Source organism: Anaerobiospirillum thomasii, assembly GCF_900445255.1.
Taxonomy (GTDB): domain Bacteria; phylum Pseudomonadota; class Gammaproteobacteria; order Enterobacterales; family Succinivibrionaceae; genus Anaerobiospirillum_A; species Anaerobiospirillum_A thomasii.
Genome location: NZ_UAPU01000005.1, coordinates 1,041,929 through 1,058,765, shown reverse-complemented (window position 1 = coordinate 1,058,765; position 16,837 = coordinate 1,041,929). Strand labels below are relative to the sequence as shown.

Annotated in this window: 14 protein-coding genes; 9 read left to right on the top strand and 5 right to left on the bottom strand. The window is 41.2% G+C overall.

Annotated elements, in window-relative coordinates; genetic code table 11:
* Position 1 precedes the first annotated feature (1 nt).
* From hpt to DRZ93_RS04690, 9 genes are all read left to right on the top strand, one after another.
* Positions 2–535 carry a hypoxanthine phosphoribosyltransferase gene (gene hpt / locus DRZ93_RS04730; RefSeq protein WP_113744989.1) on the top strand — a complete coding sequence of 178 codons (534 nt, stop codon included), beginning with the start codon at positions 2–4 and terminating at the stop codon, positions 533–535.
* Positions 532–2,133, top strand: coding sequence for a S16 family serine protease (locus DRZ93_RS04725; protein WP_113744988.1), 1,602 nt, complete (start codon positions 532–534; stop codon positions 2,131–2,133). Before hpt ends, DRZ93_RS04725 begins: the two co-directional genes overlap by 4 nt.
* 555 nt (positions 2,134–2,688) lie before the next feature.
* Positions 2,689–3,684 (top strand): DctP family TRAP transporter solute-binding subunit, encoded by a 996-nt coding sequence (locus DRZ93_RS04720; protein WP_113745970.1) that lies wholly within the window; start codon positions 2,689–2,691, stop codon positions 3,682–3,684.
* Between the two features lie 57 nt (positions 3,685–3,741).
* Positions 3,742–4,272 carry a TRAP transporter small permease gene (locus DRZ93_RS04715; RefSeq protein WP_113744986.1) on the top strand — a complete coding sequence of 177 codons (531 nt, stop codon included), beginning with the start codon at positions 3,742–3,744 and terminating at the stop codon, positions 4,270–4,272.
* Positions 4,273–5,553: a TRAP transporter large permease gene (locus DRZ93_RS04710; protein WP_113745969.1), complete on the top strand. Its 1,281-nt coding sequence runs from the start codon at positions 4,273–4,275 to the stop codon at positions 5,551–5,553.
* A gap of 76 nt (positions 5,554–5,629) precedes the next feature.
* On the top strand, positions 5,630–7,306 hold the full coding sequence (gene ilvD, locus DRZ93_RS04705; protein ID WP_113744984.1) for a dihydroxy-acid dehydratase: 1,677 nt from the start codon (positions 5,630–5,632) through the stop codon (positions 7,304–7,306).
* Positions 7,307–7,699: 393 nt separating this feature from the next.
* Positions 7,700–9,529, top strand: a complete 1,830-nt coding sequence (locus DRZ93_RS04700) for an AAA family ATPase (protein WP_113745968.1) — start codon at positions 7,700–7,702, stop codon at positions 9,527–9,529.
* A 135-nt stretch (positions 9,530–9,664) separates the two neighbouring features.
* A complete protein-coding gene (locus DRZ93_RS04695) occupies positions 9,665–11,869 on the top strand; it encodes an IS1634 family transposase (protein WP_113745967.1) in 2,205 nt (734 codons plus the stop codon).
* A 100-nt stretch (positions 11,870–11,969) separates the two neighbouring features.
* Complete coding sequence (locus tag DRZ93_RS04690) at positions 11,970–12,209, top strand: PD-(D/E)XK nuclease domain-containing protein (RefSeq protein WP_113745966.1); 240 nt, start codon at positions 11,970–11,972, stop codon at positions 12,207–12,209.
* A 43-nt stretch (positions 12,210–12,252) separates the two neighbouring features.
* Here DRZ93_RS04690 and dgoD read toward each other — a convergent pair whose 3' ends face one another.
* The 5 genes from dgoD to DRZ93_RS04665 are packed head-to-tail and all read right to left on the bottom strand — an operon-like array spanning position 12,253 to position 16,816.
* Positions 12,253–13,404: a galactonate dehydratase gene (dgoD, locus tag DRZ93_RS04685; RefSeq protein ID WP_113744982.1), complete on the bottom strand. Its 1,152-nt coding sequence runs from the start codon at positions 13,402–13,404 to the stop codon at positions 12,253–12,255.
* 18 nt (positions 13,405–13,422) lie between these two features.
* Positions 13,423–14,325, bottom strand: a complete 903-nt coding sequence (locus tag DRZ93_RS04680) for a 2-dehydro-3-deoxygalactonokinase (protein WP_113744981.1) — start codon at positions 14,323–14,325, stop codon at positions 13,423–13,425.
* 3 nt (positions 14,326–14,328) lie between these two features.
* Positions 14,329–14,976, bottom strand: a complete 648-nt coding sequence (locus DRZ93_RS04675) for a bifunctional 4-hydroxy-2-oxoglutarate aldolase/2-dehydro-3-deoxy-phosphogluconate aldolase (protein WP_113744980.1) — start codon at positions 14,974–14,976, stop codon at positions 14,329–14,331.
* Position 14,977: 1 nt separating this feature from the next.
* The gene (locus DRZ93_RS04670) at positions 14,978–16,264 is read right to left on the bottom strand and encodes a TRAP transporter large permease (RefSeq protein ID WP_113745965.1); all 1,287 of its coding nucleotides are present in this window, start codon (positions 16,262–16,264) and stop codon (positions 14,978–14,980) included.
* Between the two features lie 3 nt (positions 16,265–16,267).
* A complete protein-coding gene (locus DRZ93_RS04665) occupies positions 16,268–16,816 on the bottom strand; it encodes a TRAP transporter small permease (RefSeq protein ID WP_113744978.1) in 549 nt (182 codons plus the stop codon).
* Between the last annotated feature and the right edge of the window lie 21 nt (positions 16,817–16,837).

Genomic DNA, 16,837 nt, shown 5'->3' with positions numbered 1-16,837 from the left:
TATGAATGAAAATATTACCTTAACCTTAAAACTGTCAGGCGAACTGATTGCCAAGAGAGTGTATGAACTGGCAAAGGAGATAGAAAGAGATTATGCCGGCAAGGAAATTGTGGCTGTAGGTGTGTTAAACGGTGCCGCCATATTTTTTACCGATCTTATCCGTCATATAGACAATGATCTTTTATCTATAGACTTTATCCGTGTCTCAAGCTATGGCAACGGCACACAGAGCTCACATAATCTTAGCTTTAAAAAAGATATTGAGCTTGATATCAAAGGCAAGCATCTGATTTTAATTGAGGATATTGTAGACTCAGGCTTTACTATGTCCAAGCTGCGTGATATGTACAGCTCACGCGGAGCTGCCTCTGTTGCCGTCTGTGCTCTTATCAACAAGACCGAGCGCCGTGAGATTGATGTTAAGATAGATTATGCAGGTTTTGATATGGAAGATGGTTTTATTGTAGGCTATGGTCTTGATTATGCGGAAAAATACAGACAGCTGCCAGCCATCTATGAGGTTTCATTCAATTGATAAAGGCCAGAATCTATTATAAAAACGGCAGTGTAAGTGAAATTGACGGTGCCTGCGAGCTTGAGTTTTCAGATCTTTATCCTGAATTTGAACAGGCTTCTTTTGCAGATACCAAAGAGCTTGAGGCCAGATCTTTTGGCTCCATGCAGCTGCGAGCTAAAAATGCAGTGCGCTCCTTGCTGCACTCAAAGGTCAACTATATAGCGCAGATTTGTATCTCATCGAGCGTCGACGGGGTTGGCACCATATGTGACATTGTCACAAGCGTGGATAAAAATAGCGATTTTAAGGTGCTTTTAAGTCCCAAAAGAGCAGAGCTTTTTGGCTCCTCTGGTATTGAGGGCTATATGCACCAAGATGGCATTTATATTATGCCCTGCAGTTATTTTAATGATCATCCAGAATATCTTGGCTTTATGGACAGAGCTTTGTATGAAAACAAGGGTATAAAGCTTATTTTATTTGGCGATGCTGCCGACTGTGCTCAGCTTAATATGATCTGGCCGTGCATGGCAGGGGCAGTGTGTGCCGATCTGGTACTTGAATTTCCTGTTATAAGCGCTCTTAATACCATGGGCTGTCTGGTTAAATCCTTTGCAGCTGACTATGGCCTTAAGGATTTTGACAGTGAGGCAATAAGAGCATTATGCGTCTTTGCCTGCAGGCAGTCAGGTGACAGGCGCTATCTTGGCCTTAATGAGCTTACACTAAAATCAATCTGTGCTGAGGCCTCAAATTTATGCAACAAAGAGCTTGTATGCTCTCACGATGTACTAAAGGCCATTGCAGCGCGTGATTTTAGAGTCAACTTCATAGCAGAATCAGGTCTTAGAGATCATAAGGACAGACAGATACTGCTTTGTACCAGTGGTGCTGTGGTAGGGCAGATCAACGGTTTGAGTGTCATTGAGACTGTTGGAACCTCCTATGAATTTGGCGAGCCTGTGCGTATTACAGCAACGCTGAGGGCCGGCGGTGAAGGTGACATTATAGATATTGAGCGCAAGGCTGAGCTTGCAGGTCAGATCCATGCCAAAGCCATGATGATTATAAATGGCTTTATCACCAAGGAGTTTAGCTCCTGTGCGCCGCTGCCAGTCTCGGCAAGTTTAGTTTTTGAGCAGTCATACAGTGAAGTTGATGGTGACAGTGCCTCGCTTACAGGATTGTGTGCTGTGCTCTCGGCTCTTGCCAATGTACCATTGCGTCAGGATCTTGCTGTAACAGGTGCTGTGGATCAGTTTGGTGATGTGCAGGCTGTAGGCGGCGTGAATGAAAAGATTGAGGGTTTTTACAAGGTCTGTCGTCTGCATGGCTTTACCGGCACACAGGGTGTTATTATTCCTCAGTCATGCATCAATCAGCTCGTGCTGCGCCCATGTGTGGTTGAGGCAGTAAAGGCCGGACGTTTTCATATCTATACAGTCTCCCATGTCAAAGAGGCCATTAAGCTTTTAACCACACTTGACTGGGGCGATGATGAAACAGCAGGCACCATTCGTAATCTTATTGCCACGCGGCTTTATGAGATAGGGGCGCAAAATGAAGAGGAACCATGGTGGTCTTCTTTTTTAAAGATCTTTAAAAAAGAAGAGTAGGGATATTTAAAAGCCTCTTGTAGCAAATTTACACCAAGGCATATTTTTTGATTAATATAGGCAGGAATATGGAAAAGATCCTGCCTGTATTGTATGTATACATCAAAGATACAAAGTCTCCTGCTAGGATGGGGCCTTGGTATTATTTTCTGGTATATCTCGCCTTAAGCTCTGTTTTTACACTCTGTCTGTGCCTTTTTATCTAAGATGTAGCAGAGTTGAGCCCTTTTTCTTTACACAAAAATCCTGTTTTGGTGAGCAGGCTCTATTTTTAAAAAATGATGAATTTTTTTAACAATAGAGCTGTCATGATTCTTACCATCCAATAAAAAACGCGATATTTAAGAGGATAAAAATGTTTTAAATTTATGATACGCGTAACAATTTTAAAAAACATATTTACGCGTAACATGAGCACTTTTGTGATGAGCATCATTCTTTTAAACATAGATGATCTGATCTCTTTTGAGATATTTTGTTTTTTATACATAATATAGTAATCAACTTCAACTGATGACAGTTGAACATGACAAACTACACTTTGAGGATTTTAAAATGAAGCTAAGCAAAACTATTTCAGCATTAACTGCTGCAGTTGCTATGGTTGTATCAGCAAGCGCCTTTGCTGCAGATACTGTTACTTTACGTTTTGCCAACGTAACCAATCAGCCATCAATTGATGCTGCACAGGTTTTAATGGACGTTGCTGCCAAAGAGTCAAACGGCCGTCTTGTTATCAAGCACTTCCCTAACAACATGTTAGGTGATGACCGTGTTGTTACAGAATCAACCATGATGGGCGATATCGACATGGTTCAGACTCTGCCATCAGTGCTAGCTTCTATGATTCCAGATCTTTATGTATGGGATGCTCCATTCTTATTTGAAAGTGCCGATGATGCATGGAAGTGCATGGACGGTGAGCTTGGCCATGCAATCAACTCACAGGTTGAAAGAAGAGGTCTTAAGTACTTAGCTGCTGTTGAGAACGGCTTCCGTCACTACACCAACTCCAAGGTTCCTGTAAAGGTTCCTGCTGATGTAAAGGGTCAGAAACTGCGTGTTATCGAGTCTGAGATTCAGCTGGCTCAGTGGAAGAACTGGGGTGCCAACCCAACTCCTATGGCCTTCACCGAGGTTCTCTCTGCTCTGCAGCAGGGTACCATCGATGCTCAGGAGAACCCACTGTCAATTATTGACTCAAACAAACTCTATGAAGTACAGAAGTATGTATCATTAACCGGCCATCAGTTCAGCCCACACATCCTGTACATCAACAAGGGTATCTATGACTCACTGGACAAAGAGCTGCAGCAGGCTTTAGACAAGGCTGTTATTGCCTACCGTGATGCACAAAGAGCCCGCGCTGTTGAGTTAAATGCTCTGTCAGTCAAGAAGTTTGAAGACGCCGGTACTACCGTAGTTGAGGTAAGCCCAGAGGAGAAGGAAGTCTGGAGAAAGCAGGCAGTTGATGGCGGCATCTACGAGCTTGTAAAGAAGAAGATGGATAACCCTCAGTATCTTGATAAGATCTTAAACAAAGACTACTAGTTTTCATAATTAACTTAAGTGGCCACGGATGTGGCCACTTTATAAGGGCTTTTGTTTATGAAATTATTAAAACTCCTAGATGAAAAATTTGAGCTTTGGATCTGTATTTCCCTGATGTCATGTCTGACAGTAGTTCTTGGAATTCAGGTTTTCATGCGCTATGTAATGTCTGCCTCATTATCCTGGTCAGAAGAGCTGGCTCGCTATATGTTCGTATGGCTTGTATATATCGGTGTAAGTTATGGCTCTAAGGTAATGAGACACATCAAGATTGATGCAGGTTTATACCTGTTTCCAAAAGGTATAAGACGCCACGTTGTTATTGTAGGCGACCTAATTTTCTTTGTCTTTGCCCTGATTATTGTTTATTACTCTTGGGGTCTTGTAGTAAGACAGTATATGTTCAATCAGCTCTCACCTGCCATGCAGATCCCTATGTGGATAGTATATGCAGCTCCTTTTGTAGGCTTTAGTCTTACTGCGCTGCGTCAGCTGCAGACCATAGTTTATAGAATCAAGCACATCAATGATCCTTTTGAGGATCCTGCCGAGCAAGAGCTTAAGGAATTAAAGGGAGATAATGAATAAATGGTAGGTTTAACTCTTTTAATTGCTCTTGTAGTACTGCTCATCCTGAACGTACCTGTAGGTATTGCCCTTGGTGTGGCTACAATGGGAGCACTTATAGTAGGTGAGTCATTATCTATCACCTCTATTCCTCAGGCACTTGTTACATCATGTGACTCCTTCCCAATCCTGGCTATTCCTCTGTTTATTTTAGCAGGCGATCTGATGGGTGCAGGTGGTGTATCACGCCGTATTTTAAATGTCTGCCAGGTTTTCTTTGGTCGCATTACTGGCGGTGTTGCCATCGTAACCGTGCTTGTATGTATGTTCTTTGCTGCAGTATCAGGCTCAGGTCCTGCTACAGTGGCAGCTGTAGGCACCATGGTTATTCCAACCATGCTTGAGCTTGGCTACAAAAAATCATTTGTACTGGCACTTGTTGCTACAGCAGGCTCAATCGGTGTTATTATTCCACCTTCAATTCCTATGGTTATCTACGGTGTGTCAACAGGTGCCTCTGTTACATCACTGTTCATGGGTGGTTTCTTACCTGGTCTTTTAATTGGCTTTGCTCTTATTATCTACTGCTATTATTTCTGTAAGAAAAACGGTTATCTTGGCAGCACAGAGCCATTCTCATGGGCCAAAGCCAGATCAGCTTTATGGGATGCCAAATGGGCTCTTATCAACCCTGTGATTATTTTAGGCGGTATTTACGCAGGTATCTTTACTCCAACAGAGGCTGCTGCTGTGGCCGCACTGTATGCCTTTATCTGCGGTAGCTTTATTCACAGAGAGCTTAATGTCAAGAAGCTGTTCCAGGCTATTGGCACCTCATGCTCAACTACAGCCACCACCATGGTTATTTTAGGCTGTGCCACTGCCTTTACCAAGGTTATCACCATCGAGCAGATCCCAACTATGATTACAGAAGGTCTGATGCAGATTTCAAGCAATGGAATTGTAATTCTGCTTATGATCAACGTTCTGCTGCTTATCGTAGGCTGCTTTATGGATACCACACCTGCCATTTTAGTGCTCGCTCCAATCCTCTGGCCTGTAGCAAGAGCCATTGGACTTGATCCTGTACACTTTGGTCTGATTATGGTAACCAACCTGGCCATTGGCTTTATTACTCCGCCACTTGGTATCAACCTCTTCGTGGCCTCGAGAATTTCAAACTCTCCAATGGAGGTTATCATCAAGGGAATTATCCCATTCATTGCAGTAATGCTGGCCTGTCTGATGATGATTACATTCATCCCTCAGCTGTCAACCTTCCTGCCAAGTCTGATGAAGTAATTGACGTAAAAAAGCCAGTATTGACAGCAGTTGATACTGGCTTATTAGTTTTTATAGAAGTTAAAAAGAGGATTGTATGAGATCTCAAGATATACTGCAGGGTCCTGAGTGGGCTAATGTAAGAGCCTTGTACAAGGCAAGTGGCTATACCCATGATGAACTGCAAAAGCCGCTTATAGGCATTATCAATACCTACAATGGAATCTGTCCAGGTCATAAAAATCTTGATGAGGTTACAGCCCGTGTACGCGATGGAATACTTGCAAATGGCGGTACTCCTCTTGAGATTAGATCCATAGGTGCCTGTGACGGTATAGCCATGGCCCATGACGGCATGAAATACATTCTGCCAGGGCGTGAGTGCATTGCCAATGATATAGAAATTATGTGTCAGGCACATCGTCTTGACGGACTTGTGCTTGTAGGCTCATGCGACAAGATAGTACCAGGTCTTATCCTCGGTGCCCTTAGAGTCAATCTGCCTGCCATTTTAGTAAACGGCGGTCCTGCTCTGCCTGGCATGATGGCAGAGGATAATCCTTATGGCGGTAAATCAATTGATCACTCCATCATTCAGCAGTCAGAGGGCGCCTTGAAATCAGGTGCCATTACTCAAGAGCAGTTTGACTGGTTTGAAAACAATGCTGTGCCGACTATTGGCTCATGTGCCATGCTGGGCACTGCCAATACCATGACCTCACTGTCAGAGGCTATGGGTCTGTCACTGCCTTACTGCTCTGCAATTCCTGCTGTCTACTCAAGACGTATGCAGATGGCCTATATGACAGGCTGTGCCATTATGGATCTTGTTGCAAAGGGTATTAAAGCCCGCGATATTGTCAACAGACAGGCCATTGAAAATGCAGTTATGTTAAATTCAGCCATAGGCGGCTCGACCAATGCTGTACTGCATATGCTAGCCATTGCCTATGAGGCTCATGTTGATTTTACCCAGGATGATTTTGGCCGTATTTCTGCTAAAGTTCCGCACTGTGTGGCCATGATCCCTGCAGGTCGCTATACACTGCTTGATTTTTATATGGCAGGTGGTGTGCCTGCTCTGCTCAAGGAAATTGAGTCACAGCTGCATACTGATGTTATTACCTGTACAGGTAAAACCATGAAAGAGAATCTCTGTGAGGTTAAAAATCTCGATGGCGATGTGATAAGAAGTATTGATAATCCAGTACACAGCTGTCCTGGTATTGCCGTATTAAAGGGCAACCTGGCACCACTTGGCTCTATTACCAAGCCATCAGCTATTCCGCAAAGTGCCCATGTCTTTAAGGGCAAGGCCGTGATCTTTGAAAATGAGCAGGATGCATTAGATGGCATTCGAGCCCTTAAGGTAAAAGAGGGCGATGTTGTGGTAATACGCAATGCTGGTCCTAAAGGTGGCCCTGGCATGCCAGAGCAGTACAAGGCCATGAAGCTTTTAGTCGGCATGAATTTAGGCTCTAAAGTCTGTGTTATAACCGACGGTCGTTTTTCAGGATCAAACAATGGCTGCTTTGTAGGTCATATCTGTCCTGAGGCTTATGATGACGGTCCTATTAAATATCTTAAAAATGGTGATGTAATCAGCATTGATGTGGATAAGGGCATAATCGAGGCCGAGGTTGATTTTGACTCACGCAGAGCTGCTATGCAGACACCAAGCCGTGAAGATGACACATCAGGCTATCTGTACTCTTATCGTCATAATGTCTCAGCCTCTTGCGATGGAGCATTTATAAAGACAAGAAAAGATTAAACTCTACTGACAGAGGGTGGCTACTCTGCCACCCTTTTTTATATTTGTAAGATACAAAAATTAACCGCTCAACGGATCTTCTAACGCAAGATCGTCAATATCTTCTGCGCAATGTTCAACACAATATCTCTTTTTGGCAGCAGGTCTCTTAGTTGGGCTAATATGTAACAACTTTTGGACTTGAACCATATGTCATAGCCACCATAATAAAATTAACTCTGTAAGTGATGAGATCAAGTGAGGTACCATTACAATGGTAAAGAGCAGTCCTTATTCTAATTTATCAAGAATACTAGTATTATAAGGTTAAAGTGCTCACATTGATGCACTAAAAGTCATAAAACAGCATACATAAGTATTACATATAAATCTTGGAACAAATGGGATTTTATTATGAACACACACGCAAAGCCAAAAGTATTACCAGGCTGTGAGATCTTTGAAAAACTGATTGAATCTAATGCCTATTATGTAGATAAAACCTCATACTTAAAAAATCTCCTTGAAAGCTCTGATGAGGTTGAAAATGCCTTATTCACAAGACCCCGTCGCTTTGGCAAAACCTTAAATATGTCCATGATAAAGGCCTTTTGTGAGCTTGACTATAAAAATCCAGGCGATACCTCCTATCAGCAAAAGCTCTTTATAGACAATGGCCGTAATCTTGCAGTCTCTCAGGATGAGTACAAAGAGCTGCGTGATAAGGTCATGGGACAGCTGCCTGTTATCTATGTCTCCTTTAGAGGTGTTGAGGGCTCTTGCTTTTATGAGGCTGTTGAAAAATTAGTAATTAAGATTTTCAACTTATATGAAGCATTTGCCTTTTTGCTAGATAATCCCAAAATATCAGATAACAGAAAAACTATTTTTTCCACTATATTCGATTTTTGCGCAAATAACCTTAATCTGTCAGCAGATTTAACCAAACTCAACGATGCTGTAACTTATTGTGGTCTTTTTATACCCAATCTTGCAAAAATGTTATACCTTGCATATGGCACAAAGGTTTTAATCCTTATAGATGAGTATGATGTCCCATTACAAAAGGCAGTTGTAGCAAAAGAGCCGTATTATGATGAAATGCTTGGCATTATCCGTGATATAAGTGTTAATACCTTTAAACAGGATCCTGATGCCTGGCTGTATAAGGGCATTATTACAGGCTGTTTAAAAATTGCCCATCAAAGTGTCTTTACTGATGCTAATAACTTTACCACCTTTAATGTCAACTCTAAGCACTATTCCTCGTTCTTTGGCTTTACACAGGATGAGACTGATAAAATTCTATGTGACTTTGGTGTAGAGTCTAAAAGAGATGAGATTAAAAAGTGGTATAACGGCTATAGATTTGGCCATGATTATGTCTACTGCCCATGGTCTTTAATGGAGTACTGTTTATCAGTAACTGATGGTAGCGAGGAGCCTGAGGCCTATTGGGTCAACACCTCAGGCAATGACATCATCACTCTATATACAAAAAACTCAATAGAGGCTAATGATGCTGACAATATACAAAAGCTACAGGATTTAATGGATGGTAAATCAGTTTTAATAAAACTCTCTGAATTTAGTGTTTATCCTGATATTAAACAAGGTATGAGCTTTGATACCTTTTGTACCATGATGCTGCAAACAGGCTATGTCACCTTTGATGAAAACTCAAAGCTTTTTGAATATGTCAGTGTTAAAATACCAAATTATGAAGTAAGAAAGGCTTTTGAGACTAAGTTTTTAACTTTATATTCTGATACAAATACAAGCTGGAAAAACGACTCTGCAACTCTTTTAGATGCCATAATGAGCGCTGATGCTAAAAAGACTCATGAACTTATAAATCAGACTCTGCAGACTTATATAAGTATACGCCACAGTGGCTATGAGCAATACTATCACGGCTTCATGCTAGGTCTTTTAATTGCAGCCTCTTCAAGCAAAAACCTTGAAATTATAGATGAAGGTGAAAGTGGTAATGGCTATTATGATCTGGCCATCAGACATAAATTTAATAATATAGCTGCCATTATAGAGTTTAAAGTAGAAAAGGATAAAGATCTAATCCTTAAAGGCTCTTCACAAAAAGCCCTGTCACAGATTATAGAGAAAAAATATGCTATGCAGTTTTTTAAAAGAGGCTGTGATAGGGTTATCTGTATTGGCATGGCCTTTAGACAGAAGGAATGCCAGTTAATCCCGAGTTTGACAGTTTGTAATCGCGACAATTAATACAATTGGCTTTCCATCTAGGATTGCCAATTTTTTTGACTTAAAACTTATTGAATTCTGTTATTGCAAACTATTGCGAATTATTTAGATACAATATATAATGGTGCTATAGTTAAGCTTATATGGGGTCTTGCTATGTCTACTATTGTCGCCGTTAAAAAAACTAAAGGCGTCCAATATGTCTCCATTGTTGAGGTTACATCTATAAAGGTTAATGGTGTCAAAAAGCAAAAACAGAAGACTATTAAATCTCTTGGACCTTTAGATAAGCTTCTTGAGAAAGATCCTGATGCCTTAACCAAATTACGCAAGGAATATCAAACCCCTACTTTAAAATATAGAGAGCAAAGGGCAGATCTAGTTGAGAAACATATTAAAGGCATTGATATTACCCAGGCAGATTTACAAAGAAAGACCGTATCCATAAGTCTTAACTATGGGCTTTGGGCTTTAAAACCTTTATGGGATAACGTACTGACATTAAAGCGTCATATTTACTATATTCAGAACAGTAAAAGCTCAGTACAGTTTGATGTAAATGCTGTGTTATCTTATCTGACTTTTCTAAAGGTGGTTGATCCAAAATCTCAGTTTAAGGCCTTTAATCATCAAACAAAGTTTTTATGTTCGCCTCTTAAGGATATAGGCTTGCACGACCTATACAGGGCTTTGGACTTTGCCCATAAGTTTAAGGATGAAATTTTTATCCATATACACAATCGTATCTGTGATAATTTCAATCGCTCGATGACCATGGTCTTCTATGACTGCACCAACTGCTATTTTGAGTCACCATATGATGATAAACAGCTTTTAGAGCGTAAGGTAATCAACTATATCAAGGCTCAAAAACTTAATGATGGTATGTCACTTAAGGAGTTTGAGGAGTACATTAATTCTCAGGAATTTAGTGATGCCTTTACAACCAAGTTCAATGAAGCCATAGATGATGGTGAGCAACTTGTACGTATGCATGGTTTATCGAAGGAGCATAGGTTTGACTTACCACTAATTTCTGTAGCTTTAGTCATTGATGATAAAGGCATACCAATTGATTTTGAAATTTTTGCAGGAAATACCTCAGAGTATAAGACTTTACCTGTTCTTATTGAGCAGATGAAGAGTAAATATGACATTAAAACAGCAGTCGTTGTTGCAGATAGAGGGCTAAACTCACTTGGTAACCTTTTAAATCTTTTAGATCACAAACTTGGTTTTATTGTAGCTCAAAAGGTTACGGCGCTTAGCAGTGAACTTGAATCTCAGATGCTAGATCTTGAATCATACACTAAGACCTGTGCACAGGATACCAATATACAAGCTTCTGATGTAAGCTTTATCGATATATTTGATGAAAATCTTGATTATATTGATAAAGAAATAAATACATACGGAGCTAATAATCTGTACTACCGTAAACTTCCATATGTAAAGAGCGGTTATATTACCGACCCATCAACAGGTAAAAAGCGTAAGGAAAAAGTAGAATGTCAGATTGTCTTTACCTTTAGTGAGTCTCGTAAAAAAAGAGATATAGCACAACTTGAGAGTGATATTATCAAAGCGCGCAAAGCTGTTGAGGACCAAAAAGATATGGCCCCCGTATGTAGCTCTGGCTGGCGTTCTATAGTACAGGTAAAAGTTACAGATGCAGACAGTGCACAGGGTAAAAAAGAAAGCCTGTATATAGCAAAGGGATTAAAGGAAGAGCTAATTAAAAAGCGCAGACGTCTTGCCGGCTTTAGTGCTATGGTTTATAAAAAACCTGAAGATATAAAAGAAGAGCTTAATGATGCTGATATTCTGAGCTCTTACAAAAAGCTTGTGCGTATTGAGGATTGCTTTAGAGTAATGAAAAGCAATTTTTCAATAAGACCTATGTTTGTGCGAAATAAAGAGCATATTTCAGGACATATCACAATTTGTGTTATGGCTTTGATCTTATTGCGCATATTACAAATCAAGATTGAAGAAAGTGGCAATAAACTTAGTGTAGATGAAATAAGCAGTGCTTTAAGAAACGCCAATATAGTAGCTCATAGCTCTAATGGTATTGATGGATATTTTACTAATGCCCAATGTCACGACAACATTTATTCTATTGAAAACACAAAGATAGATCCTCTAGATCCTATGCTTACTCCTATTGATAGATATATTAATAAATTAAAAAATGGACAAAGTCATATAGATATTATTCTGAAATCTGTCAATTTGGCTTCATTGTTTGGAGCTATGAATGCCAAGGATGTAGCAAGAAGCCTAAAGGTTTTTGGTGGCTATGAACAACTAGTCGGTGCTGACAACTGCAAGATTCAATCTTATATGGCTCAGGCATAATTCGCAATAAAGAGATTCACAAAATAAAAACGCTATGATGGCGATTTATATGCCGTTTATAGCGTTTTTTAATTTTTAAAACTGTTAAACTCGGGATGATCTGGCCATCAGACATAAATTTAATAATATAGCTGCCATTATAGAGTTTAAAGTAGAAAAGGATAAAGATCTAATCCTTAAAGGCTCTTCACAAAAAGCCCTGTCACAGATTATAGAGAAAAAATATGCTATGCAGTTTTTTAAAAGAGGCTGTGATAGGGTTATCTGTATTGGCATGGCCTTTAGACAGAAGGAATGCCAGTTAATCATTCAGACCATTACAGATGAGGGCGATCTCTAGGAAAAAAAAGAGCGGCAGTGCCGCTCTTTGTAATATGTCTTTTTTACCACTCGGCAACAGAGCCGTCAGCATGACGCCATACTGGATTGTGCCAGTTGACATCACATTCTTGTGACGCCTCTATGATATGTTCCTCATTGACATCAACACCAAGACCAGGTTTGTCAAGAGCATGCAGATAGCCATCTGACATATCAAAGTCTTCTTTGTTGTTGACATAGGTGAGAAGCTCGGCACCCTGATTGTAGTGAATACCCATGCTCTGCTCCTGCAGTGAGGCATTCCATGACACCATATCAAGAGCAAGACATGAGGCTAAAGCTACAGGACCTAATGGGCAGTGCGGTGCAATAGCCACATCATAGGCCTCAGCCATAGCTGCAATCTTAATACATTCGGTAAGTCCGCCTGCATGAGACAGATCTGGCTGCAGAATTGACACGCCACGGGCCTCAAGTACGCGCTTGAACTCATAACGTGAATACATTCTCTCGCCGGCTGCAATAATAAGACTTGAGTTGTCGGCTAAATCTCTGTAGTACTCACAGTTTTCAGCAAGTACCGGCTCTTCAATAAACAGAGGGTGGCAAGGCTCAAGCTCTTTCATAAGCAGCTTGGCCATAGGGGCAGTGACACGGCCGTGGAAATCAAGACCAAATTCAATCTCATCACCAAACTCATCTCTGATCTGCTCTGCAATAGCAATAGAGTGCTTGAGTTTTTTGTGGGTGTCAATCATGCGCAGATCTTCACAGCCATTTAATTTAAAGGTATCAAAACCAATTTTACGTAACTTTTTAATACCTTCAATTACATCAGATGGTCTGTCACCGCCAACCCAGCTGTAGGCTTTAATCTTATCTCTGACCCTGCCACCTAAAAGCTCTGTGACATTGACATTCAAAGCCTTGCCCTTGATGTCCCACAAAGCCTGATCAATACCTGCAATGGCAGACATCATAACAGGGCCGCCTCTGTAGAAACGGGTACGGTAGAGTACCTGCCAGATATCATTGATATTGCGCGGATCCATACCTGTAATATAATCGGCACACTCATGCACAGCAGCCTCAACTGTTTTGGCATGACCTTCAACCACAGGCTCACCCCAGCCGCAAATACCCTCATCAGTTTCAATTTTTAAAAACATCCAGCGAGGCAGAACTCTGTAGGTTTTAAGTGCAGTAATTTTCATATTCTCTCTCCTCATCCTTTAGATTGTCTTAACTATTGACTCTATACCATTGATAAAGCAGGTATCAGCATCAAGCTGAAGAGCATCTAGACCTGCTAAAGCTAAAGCCATCTTGTAGCGCTCAAAGAAGAAATCACCTGCAATAATAGTTACAGGGCTGTCATCTTTAGTGAATTTAAAGATCTGCTGCATTGAGGCAATTTCAGCACCTATCAACAGGCCTGAGAGATACTCGCCCACATGGCATGGCTTGATGCCGCCTAAAATATTGGCACCACGGATTTCAAACAGACGTGGAATGATATTGTTCTGTCTGTAGCCACACTCTAAACCGCGCTTGAACTCATCAACACAGCTCTCCTGATCACCTGCACCAAGACCTATAAGTGAGTGCTTCATAAGTACAGAGTGAATTTCACCTGTCATAGCTGTTCTAAAGCTTTTAACCTTGCCATCTTCTGCTAAAACCCACTTACAGTGAGTGCCTGGCATGATATAGACTTTAGATGGGCTTAGCTTGAAGGCACCTGCAAGCTGTGTCTCCTCGCCGCGGATCACATTGTAGTTGTCAGGATCTTTTACGCAGATACCTGGCACAATGCTGATGTCATAGCCCTTTGAGTGCTTAACCTTGGTAAGGCTTGAGCCAAGATTGCCAAGATCAACTGGGCAGTCAAGATATGGAGCATCACACCAGCCATTGATGGAGCCTACCATGCCGGCCATAACTACAGGCATAGGGCCGTACTTTTCAAACCACTTTTCAGTAAGACGATCAAAAGCACCTTCACATAAGGCACCGCGCACTGTGGTAACTCCTTCATTGGATCTGTTGACCTCAGTCTGTTTGCCGTCTAGATATAAAAAGGCACGTATATTGGTTGAACCCCAGTCAATAAGAATATAATTTTTTGCGCTCATGTTTTACTCCTGTTTTAAAGCCTGTACAAATGCTCTTGCAGCACTGGCAAGAGATGCAAAATCACCGCTGTTTACAGCTTTGGCATTGATAATGTGTGAGCCAACGCCTGCTGACATGAAACCTGAGTTTAAAAACTCTCTGACATTGTCAATGGCCACACCGCCTACTGCCATTAAAGGAATATGACTTATAGGGGCACGTATGGCCTTTACATACTCAAGACCTAAAATGGAGGCCGGGAAGAGTTTGACTATGTCAGCGCCTGCATTGTAGGCAGTGGCAATCTCAGATGGAGTAAAGGCTCCAGGTACTGCTACAAGATCAAGTCTTTTCATCTCTTCAATGACTTTGACATCAGTGTTAGGGGCTAGGGCAAAGTCAGCTCCTGCAGCCTTGGCGGCACGGGCCTGCTCTGCAGTCATAACAGTGCCGGCGCCTACACAGATTTTGTCGCCTAGGGCATTTTTAACAGCCTCGATGGCCTTTGGAGTTTCAACAAGATTGTCATCAGAGCTTTGATTGAAGGTAATTTCCATAATGTTGATACCTTCATCATTAATAACCTGTGCCACTTTGGCCATGTCACTGGCAGCTACACCGCGGGAGATGGCAACAAGACGGTTGGCATAGATAAAATCTAAAGTATTCATATTACATACCTAAGAGGTTAGGGATTAATAAAGAGAAGCCAGGTACAAAACTATAGAGCAGAGCACATACAATTTCTACCATTATAAATCCTAGCAGGGCTTTTGACACACCAAGCACAGGTCTGCCTGAAATACCGCTGGCTATGAACATACAGGTACCAAAAGGAGGTGTACACTGTCCCATGGAGAGCACAAAGACCACCACAAGACCAAATTGCACAGGATCAATACCATAAGTTACAGCAAGAGGTGCCAGGATAGGGCCTAAAATCAGGATAATTGAGCCGTTATCGAGGAACATGCCTGCCACAATCATAATTACATTGATAATGATCATAAAGAGAATCCATGTATCACAAAAGCCCATGAAAAACTCTGTTATCTTGACTGGTATGTTATAGATGGTCACAAGATAGGCAAATACAGATGCTGTTGCTACAAGTGCCATAAGATTTGAGGTAATGATGGCAGTGTTCTGAGAAATTCTCCACAGATCTTTTAGGTTGATGTCCTTGTAGATGAACATACAAACAAAGATACCATAGAATACTGACACCACGGCAGCCTCAGTTGGGGTAAAGATACTGGCATAGATGCCGCCCAAGATAATAACAGGCATCATAAGAGCCCAGAAAGCTCTTTTTAATGAGGTTATAACATTAGGTACCTTAAAGTCGCTGCCTTTTGGAAAATTGTTCTTCTTGGCTATAACATAGCAGTAGAAGGCAAGAGCCAGTCCGCAGAAGATACCTGGAATAATACCAGCCATAAGCAGTGATGAGATTGAAACTCCGGTAATGGTACCGTAGATAACAAAAACAATTGATGGTGGAATAACCACGCCTAAGGTTCCGCCAATGGCTTGAATGGCAGCAGAATAATCCTTTGGATAGCCTCTTTTAACCATTTCAGGATACATAACAGATCCAATTGAGGCTGTAGTTGCCATTGAAGATCCTGAAATTGCAGCAAAGAAGGCACAGGCAGAAATTGCTACAATAGATACACCGCCTGCAATCCAGCCTATAAGAGCATCGGCAAAGTCAATAAGACGCTTGGACAGGCCGCCGTTACTCATAATATCGCCTGCAAGCATAAAGGCAGGAACAGCCAGCAGAGAAAATGAGTCTGCACCTGCAAACATTCTCTGGGCGATAACGACAAATGACAGTGATGGGTTTAAAGCAATAGAGACTACACATGAAAGTGCCAGACTCCATATAATCGGTACACCGATAACTAAAGCAACAAACAGTGTTGCAAACAGTGCAAACATTCCCAGATCCATGATTTACTCCTTATTCATAACCTCTTGAAGCTCTTCTTCCTTACTGATCATTTTGCCCTTGGTGGCAGGATCAGTCATGATGCGTATCTGCTCGCAGGCTTTAAAGAAAAGAGCAATGGTGGATAGTACATAACCTGAAAATACAATGCTGTACATAATGATCATTGGTATGCGCATGGCAGGAGATTTTTGTACATGACCTACAGGAAAGAGATCTGTTGCATAAGAGGCAATCAGAATACTTGCCACCATACCTATAACTGCATGCAGAAAGGCAACTGCAGCTCTGCCGCGTATGGATTTTACAACTGTCTGAATAGCATCAATCTTAATGAGCTTATCTTTGGAGACAGCAATGTTAATACCTATAATGATGATAAAAACGAAAAGATAGCGAGAAAGTTCTTCTGACCATGGCAGTGAGTAAAAAATAACGTAGCGGGTAAATACCTGTGCAAAGATAATGCACATCATGGCAAGAAGAGCCACCGAAATGGTCCATAGTAACAGAGTCTGGATCTTACTAAAAAGATATTCAATTTTTGAAAACACTTTCCTACCTCCTAAAAGGAG